Origin of the sequence: Nesterenkonia sp. AN1 (assembly GCF_000582475.1) — a bacterium.
GTDB lineage: Bacteria > Actinomycetota > Actinomycetes > Actinomycetales > Micrococcaceae > Nesterenkonia > Nesterenkonia aurantiaca.
In genome coordinates, this window is sequence record NZ_JEMO01000034.1 from 1 (window position 1) to 3,896 (window position 3,896).

General features: G+C 58.9%; 5 protein-coding genes. 4 read left to right on the forward strand and 1 reads right to left on the reverse strand.

Annotation, left to right across the window (positions count from 1 at the left end; all coding sequences use genetic code 11):
• Nucleotides 1–561 precede the first annotated feature (561 nt).
• A complete protein-coding gene (locus BG28_RS13565; protein WP_152539308.1) occupies nt 562–885 on the reverse strand; it encodes a hypothetical protein in 324 nt (107 codons plus the stop codon).
• Nucleotides 886–1,176: 291 nt separating this feature from the next.
• Here BG28_RS13565 and BG28_RS16905 point away from each other — a divergent pair, with 291 nt between their 5' ends.
• The 4 genes from BG28_RS16905 (at nt 1,177) to BG28_RS15940 (ending at nt 3,046) form a co-directional block, all read left to right on the forward strand.
• Complete coding sequence (locus tag BG28_RS16905; protein WP_084479766.1) at nt 1,177–1,689, forward strand: DUF2975 domain-containing protein; 513 nt, start codon at nt 1,177–1,179, stop codon at nt 1,687–1,689.
• Nucleotides 1,652–1,879 carry a helix-turn-helix transcriptional regulator gene (locus BG28_RS13570; RefSeq protein WP_036478059.1) on the forward strand — a complete coding sequence of 76 codons (228 nt, stop codon included), beginning with the start codon at nt 1,652–1,654 and terminating at the stop codon, nt 1,877–1,879. Before BG28_RS16905 ends, BG28_RS13570 begins: the two co-directional genes overlap by 38 nt.
• Before the next feature lie 103 nt (nt 1,880–1,982).
• The gene (locus BG28_RS13575; protein WP_036478061.1) at nt 1,983–2,447 is read left to right on the forward strand and encodes a DUF2975 domain-containing protein; all 465 of its coding nucleotides are present in this window, start codon (nt 1,983–1,985) and stop codon (nt 2,445–2,447) included.
• Nucleotides 2,448–2,890: 443 nt separating this feature from the next.
• Entirely contained in the window at nt 2,891–3,046 is a 156-nt protein-coding gene (locus tag BG28_RS15940; RefSeq protein ID WP_200869363.1) for a DUF6131 family protein, read from the forward strand.
• The last annotated feature ends 850 nt before the right edge of the window (nt 3,047–3,896 follow it).

Genomic DNA, 3,896 nt, shown 5'->3' on the forward strand with positions numbered 1-3,896 from the left:
TTAAAGGCCTGGACGGGGTTGACCATGGTTCATGTACATGTAGGCCGTTGCATTTGGGGCCAGAAGGCCCCTGCCCGTCTGCCGGGACCTCGCGCGAGCAAATCAGAAGTAAAGCGCTCTCGCAGCCATGTTGTGGTTCGGGTGAAGTCGACTTCTGACATCCGTGCAGTCAGCTTCTGAAACTGACAGGTGTAGCCAAGAAGTCTCATTCCTACATTGTGGCTCAGAAACCCTCCTCATGGCGGTCCTTGAGACAATTTTCGGTGAGATGTGTTTCCGAGACGCCAGTGGGGTTGCGTTGGCGCGGGTCAGCCGTCTTGGTTTCAACGAGACGGCTGTGTCTTAGAAAGCTGTAGATATTTGAGGCAGCTCGAGAGTCAGCGGATCTCGACACAGATGGAGCCGAACATGTGCCCTGGCGTGACTTCCGTCAGTGGGTGGTGACCTTGCCTACCGGAGATTGACATGAGCAACTGCCTTAGCGGGTGCAACCCCCACGAGTTATGAGCGGTTCAACAAGCCATCGAGATTTCAGAGGGAGAGACTCGAATTCGATGGTGTTCAGAGGAGCTGGCTGAGGTCCACGACTTCGCGGTCGCCCACGGGGTCATCGAGTTCGACGTCGATGGCTCCCAAAACGGCTTCCTCCGAGCACCCATCCACGCCCTCACGTGTGCCGGTGATCACCGCGACGGCCACCTCGTCTTCGGTCTCCTCCACCCTGTACTGCAACCCGTTGCAATCGAAGTTGCCCATGTAGAGGTGGAACCGCAGGACGTCGTCGTCGATTTCCTCGGAGTCTCCCCACTCCACATAGTGCAGGGAGAAAAATAGCTCGACTGGCTCCTGGACCTCACCACGCGGCATGCCTTCTTCAGGCGACATCTCTGCGCGCTCACGATAGGGCTCCGCTGAGTCATAGCTGTCATGGGTCGGAGACATCGAGGGCTGGGGTGTCGGTTCCTCGCTGCCACAACCCGTGAGCAGCAAGACACCTGTCGCAGCGACCGCGACGATTGCGCTGAGTCGAGTCCGTGAAGCACTCTTCTCTTGACCGTAGCGCGGCGACACTGAAGCCCGCACTACCTTCCCGGGATTGGAGCTCGCGACCAGGACGCCACCAGCGCCAGCCCCGAGTGTATTGACTAACAATATGAATCACCTGATAATCAATACATGTCTACTCCTTACTCGACCGCGCTACGAGCTGCTCTGAGTCTTCTGCTGCTGGGAAGTCTCATCGTCCAAGTGGCGATCCCTGTCAATGCAAAAAGCGCCGGAGAGGTGTTTCCTGAGATCGAACCGCTGACCATGCCCTACGCGATTCTCGCGATCGCCGCCATCGTGGGAGTGCAAGTCGGGTTGATCGCTACCTGGCGCCTAGCCTCGATGGTGTCAAAGGACCGAATCTTCGATAAGTCAGCGTTGAAATGGGTGGACCTCATCCTCGTTGCGCTGATCGGCACCACCGCATTGGCAGCAGCGGTTTTCGTGCACCTGATATTCATCGTCCAGGTCGGTGGGCCTCCGGCGCTGCTCGGGCTGGGTGGTGCGTGGCACTTGGAGTGTCGTTGTTGTTGCTTCTCGCGGTCATGCGTGGCCTGTTGGTCCAGGCGATCGACTACCGCAGCGAACTGGCGGGGGTCGTCTAATGGCCATCAGGGTCGCCATCGATGTCATGCTCGCTGAACGCCAGATGTCAGTGGGCGAATTGGCCGAGAAGGTCGGAATCACTCCCGCCAACATCTCGATACTGAAGAACAACCACGCTCGGGCCATCAGATTCTCCACCCTGGAAGCACTCTGCCAAGCCCTCGACTGTGAACCTGGCGACCTGCTGCGCCGGGAGAACCACGACTCCACCACCAAAGAAGCATGAAGCATCCGCGGTGAGAGGCAAGGATTCTCGTAAAGGGTCTCCAGCGGATGAACCAGAGAACCCTGCCACTGCCAGTGCGCAGAACTAGGAGAAGGGTCTACGCATGACCAAGTCAGAATTTCTCAGCATGCGAATCACTCTCGGAGCGTTGGCTCTAGGGGCCCTCATCGCGCAACTCATCGTGGTTCCGCGCATCGCCGCGGGCCTCGCCGAACAGCACCCGCAAGTGGCACATCTGGAATCCCCTTACTTGATCGCCGTGACGGTTGCACTCGTGGGATTCGAGGTTGCACTGGTGGCGGGCTGGATGCTGGTCACGGGAGCCGTGGCGGAGAACGCTTCGGCGGGTCGAGTGCGATGGTGGGCGAACGGCATGACAGCGTCGCTGGGCTTCATGGCTGTGCTGCTGGCAGGCGTGTTCATCCATGCCGGGTGGGTGGAGAATGTCGGAGGACCGCCCATGTTGTTCGGGCTGCTCGCCTGTCTCGCTGTACTGCCCGTCGCGCTTATTCTCCGACGCTGGGCATTGCGTTCCCTTCCCGCGAAGGTCCACGAACCTGTCTCGTGAGCCGTATGAGCGTCACTGCCTTCTGGGGCGTGTAGCGCAGCCGGCAAATCTCCGTCGGGGACCAGATAGTCGCGGACCCCATGTAAGGGCGGCGGCTACGGACCGGAGACCGCAGAGAACAGGGTCCGTCGAGAGCGTCTTTCATCCAGCGGGGGTGACGTCTAGCGATGCGAATAGACCGCCGTTTACCGTTGCGATCCACACCCAGTGTTTGTATGAAGCGATTTTTGGGTGGGGGAGTGCCCGGTGAGCGACCGGCTTGCGGGCACCCCTTAGCCCTGCCTTATATATTCTCGAGCTGAACTCCGGACCCTAAGGGATCATGAGCCCGTAGGAAGATGAGGGACAGCCACTATTGCTTTTTCTTCCTACGCTTGATCACCAGCGGGAGCCTCAACGCATGAGGGGCGAATTCCGCGCCCCCCGCAGAAAGGAACTACCTCGTGATTACTCTGGGCATCATCCTCCTGATCGTGGGAGCCCTCATCGACATCTCCATCCTCTGGACGATCGGCATCGTCCTGGTTGTGGTCGGCGCCATCCTTTGGATCTTGGGCTCTGTCGGCCGCGCTGTCGGCGGAAGGTGCCACTACTGGTGATCAATGGACGGAAGCGTTTCCGTCTTACTGCAGCAGGACCCGGGACCGTTTTCGGATCCTCACATTCCTCCGTGCACGATTATTGACTCCAGGGAGATCCCAGGCCACGATCACCGCGTACTCAAGAATGACCCCTAGTGTCATTAGTACCTCTTGAAGGTGCGAGTGATTCAGTAGGCCCCGCGTCCGGAAAAGTGTTCCCTCACACTCCGGCCGCGGGGTCTACGCGTTCATTGGGGCACGCCCGCGATGGCCGCGCCAGACTCGGGGGACAGCATCCCTCTAGCGCCCACTTAGACATCTCTCCTCTAACGTTCTTTCGCGAGCAGTGGTGCAGAGGCGTTTTGCAACTGAGGATGAGTGCACGAATTCTGCCGAGACGCGGTTGCGAGACGCTTGGATGAATCGTCCGCTGCAGGATTCTGCGAATCTTGATCCGGGGCAGAGGTGTCTCGTCCGCGGCCTCGCAACCCAAGGGTTACAAGACACTCAGCGCCCTAGGACGCCGTAGATTCCTAGGGCGATACCAAACACGATGAGGGAGACCGAGTGTGCGACGACCATCTTCGGGCTCGATTTCTTCTCGAGTGCTCGACCAGCGTCTCCGAATGCCTTGTTGTTGAAGGCGATCGTGAAACCGAAGATCTTAAACCTACTCAGATAGACGAGTATCCCAATGACGATCATCAGAGGGGATAACAGCAGTGCCGGTATGTACAACCCATCTCCTTCGTCACGTGTGGGGTGGGTGATGGTGCGCCAGGCCTAGAGGCGTGCACGCATCTGTGGCGCTAGATGCAGGTGGGACCCCATGCCACATCTCCCTAGTTGTTGTGGGGCATGAGGTTCT